Here is a 3,092-nt window from a genome sequence, read left to right as displayed (position 1 = left end):
GTCGCGACGGCGGCCTGGTTCGGCGGGCACGCGATCGGGACCCGCCTGGCCGGACGGCGCAGCCAGGCGCTGCGCGCGTTCCTGGACGACCCGCTGCGCGGCTGAGCCGATCCGGCGCAGAGACGGCCGGGCTGCCTCCGGGTCCTGGCGGATTACCTGCTGCCAGGTGCCGGCTTCGCCGTGGTCGGGGGCACGAGGACGAGTGGCTGACGCCACAGCGACGGCGGCGGCCCGGTCAGGCCCCGCAGCTGGGCCACGGTGGTGGCGGTGCGCCGCAGGATGGTCAGCGCGGCCATCGTCAGCAGCACCGCGACGGGCAGCTCGACCAGGATCGCCGACGTCAACGCCCCGACCTGCTCCGAGGTGTGCCACGACAGGGACACGTCGAACCAGGCATCGGTGACGACCAGCGTGGCCGAGACCGCCAGCCCGAGCAGCGCCACCTGGCGCCGCCGCCACGCCAGCCAGGCCGTGAGCCCTAGGGAGGCGGCCAGCGCCACGTCGAAGCCGACCCACGCGGTGCTCCAGGCACCGCCGGACTCCGTCGGAGGCAGCGTCAACGACAGGTAGACGACCCAGGGCAGCAGGACGGCCGCGCCGACCGCCGTGGTGACCAGCACCACGCGCCGCAGCCGCGTCTCGTGCGGGCCGGGTACCGGCCGGTCGAGCAGCTCGTCGAGGAGGCGGGCCAGCTCGGCCCGCTCCTCACCCGTCCAGCCCCGTACCTCTTCCCGCGTGGGGACCGCCATGGAGCTCCCTCCCGCGTGGTCGCTCGGAGTGTCCGAATCCGAAGCTCACCGTGGATGGCCGCGCAGCGGCTCGGGGATGGTCGCGGCGATGGCCACGACCGCGAGCGCGAGGACGACGGTCAGGGTCACTCCGCCGTCGAAGCTGCCCTGCGCGTTCTTCAGCAGGCCCATCACTGCGACGATCGCGGCGCCCCCGAGGTTGCCCGCCATGAGCATGACCCCGACGGCGGTGCTCGCGACCTGCGGGCCCATGGTCGGCTCCTCCGAGGCGATGGCGATCGACACCGGCAGGGCGGCGAGCATGAAGAAGCCGAAGACGGCGGCGGCCGCCACCAGGGCGACCATCGAGCTGAGGTGGCCGAGCAGCCACAGGCAGGGGGCGGCCACCAGGCCCGCCGCCAGCAGGAACGGCTTGCGCCGCCGGACCCGGTCGCTGAGCGCGCCCAGCGCGACCGACCCGGCCATCCCGGCGATGGTGATCACGCCGGCGACGAGCCCCGCACCGGTCGCGTCGATGCCCTTCGGCTTGAGCATCTCCTCCAGCCAGGTGGTGACGCCCAGGTACAGGCCGAAGCCGAGGAACAGCGCGGCGGACAGCTTCCACTGCGCCGACGACCGCAGCACCCGGGTGATCGCCTGCCGGACGGTCAGCTCCACGGAGGTCGCCAGCCGGTCCGGCACCCGGCGCGGCGCCAGCAGCCAGAACACCGCCAGGGCGACCACGGACAGCACCGCGTACACGACCTGCGATCCGCGCACCCCGACGGCGGACACCAGCGGGGGAGTGGCGATCAGGCCCACCGTGATGCCCAGGAAGATCGCCATCGTGCCCAGCCCGGTCGCGGTGGCGGTCTCCTCGTCCGGGAAGTGCCGGTTGACCAGGTCCGCCACCGCGTTGATCAGGAACGGCTGGGGGATCAGCAGCCCGATCGTCAGCAGCAGCAGCATCGGGAAGCTCGGCGCCAGCGGCCGCAGGAACGCGAACACGACTGTCGCCGCGCCGGCCCACAGCAGCGGCGTCCGGTAGCCGAACCGGTCGGCCACCGCCCCGCCGGGGATCGAGAACACCGCCGAGCAGATCGGCCCCACCGAGACCAGCAGACCGATGGTCAGCTCGGTGGTGTGGTACGCCGTCGCGGCGTCGGCCGTCACGGACGCGAAGGAGATCCACAGGACGTGACTGGTGGCCACCAGCAGCACATAGGCAGCCAGAACCCGCCACGACCCGGCCCGGGCGTGAGCTACCTCGACGGTTGCTGGGGTCTTCATGGGGGCATCCCCGCTCATCACCGCTCCAGGGCCTCGGTCCGCTCGCGTTGTGGTCGGCCGGAGACTACTCGCTGCGCAGCCGTGCGAGACTCGAATCAGGGCCACCTCTTCGTTGGCGGTCCTACTCGAAACGAGGATCGCCGTGCCGTGGACCGAAGCCGACCTGCCCGACCGCACCGGTCGGCGGGCCGTCGTGACCGGGGCCAACTCCGGCCTGGGCTTCGAGACGGCGCGGGCGCTGGCCCAGCACGGCGCGTCGGTCACCCTGGCGGTGCGGTCCGTGCCGAGGGGCCGCGACGCCGCCGACCGGGTCCGGGCCCTGGCGCCGTCGGCGATCGTCACCGTCGAGGAGCTCGACCTGGCCGACCTGGGGTCGGTCCGGGCGTTCGCGCAGCGCTGGACGGCGGCGAACCCGGACGGGCTGCACCTGCTGGTCAACAACGCCGGCGTGATGGCCATCCCGCGCCGGCAGACGGCGGACGGCTTCGAGATGCAGCTGGGCACCAACCACCTGGGGCACTTCGCGCTGACCGGCCTGCTCCTCGCGGCCCTCGCGGCCGTTCCCGAGGCGCGCGTGGTGACGGTGAGCAGCGCCGCGCACCGCTTCGGCCGGATGGACTTCGACGACCTGATGGGTACCCGGCGTTACAGCGCGTGGCGGGCCTACGGCCAGAGCAAGCTGGCCAACCTGCTGTTCACCAGCGAGCTCCAGCGGCGCCTGCAGCGCGCCGGCCTTCCGATCAAGGCCATGGCCGCCCACCCGGGCTACGCGGCGACCAACCTGCAGGGGGTGGCGCCGTCGATGCGCGGCAGCTCGATCGGCGAGCGGGTCACCGAGTGGGGCAACCGGCTGCTCGCCCAGCCCGCGAGCATGGGGGCGCTGCCCACGCTGTACGCGGCGACGGTGCCGAACCTCCCCGGTGACACCTTCGTCGGTCCCGACGGGTGGCTGGGTCAGCGCGGGCACCCCCGGGTGGTCGGGCGCAGCCGCGCCGCCCGGAGCCGCGCCGACGCCGAGCGGCTGTGGCGGGTGAGCGAGGGGCTCACCGGCGTCCACCCGCTGCGGGAGTAGTG

Annotated in this window: 3 protein-coding genes; 1 reads left to right on the top strand and 2 read right to left on the bottom strand. The window is 73.7% G+C overall.

Annotated elements, in window-relative coordinates; genetic code table 11:
- Positions 1-152: 152 nt before the first annotated feature.
- Positions 153-749 carry a hypothetical protein gene (locus VIM19_17145; protein ID HEY5186582.1) on the bottom strand — a complete coding sequence of 199 codons (597 nt, stop codon included), beginning with the start codon at positions 747-749 and terminating at the stop codon, positions 153-155.
- 45 nt (positions 750-794) lie between these two features.
- Positions 795-2,018, bottom strand: coding sequence for an MFS transporter (locus VIM19_17140; GenBank protein ID HEY5186581.1), 1,224 nt, complete (start codon positions 2,016-2,018; stop codon positions 795-797).
- 142 nt (positions 2,019-2,160) lie between these two features.
- On the opposite strand from VIM19_17140, the gene VIM19_17135 reads away from it, so the two are divergent.
- The gene (locus tag VIM19_17135) at positions 2,161-3,090 is read left to right on the top strand and encodes an oxidoreductase (GenBank protein HEY5186580.1); all 930 of its coding nucleotides are present in this window, start codon (positions 2,161-2,163) and stop codon (positions 3,088-3,090) included.
- Positions 3,091-3,092 lie beyond the last annotated feature (2 nt).

This window comes from Actinomycetes bacterium, assembly GCA_036510875.1.
GTDB lineage: Bacteria > Actinomycetota > Actinomycetes > Prado026 > Prado026 > DATCDE01.
The sequence above is the reverse complement of the archived record's forward strand: the minus strand, read 5'-3'. Positions and strand labels throughout refer to the sequence as shown.

Excerpts from the sequence above, each read along its gene's own strand:
- VIM19_17145 (HEY5186582.1), bottom strand. The coding sequence starts at position 749 with ATGGCGGTCCCCACGCGGGAAGAGGTACGGGGCTGGACGGGTGAGGAG.
- VIM19_17140 (HEY5186581.1), bottom strand. The coding sequence starts at position 2,018 with ATGAAGACCCCAGCAACCGTCGAGGTAGCTCACGCCCGGGCCGGGTCG.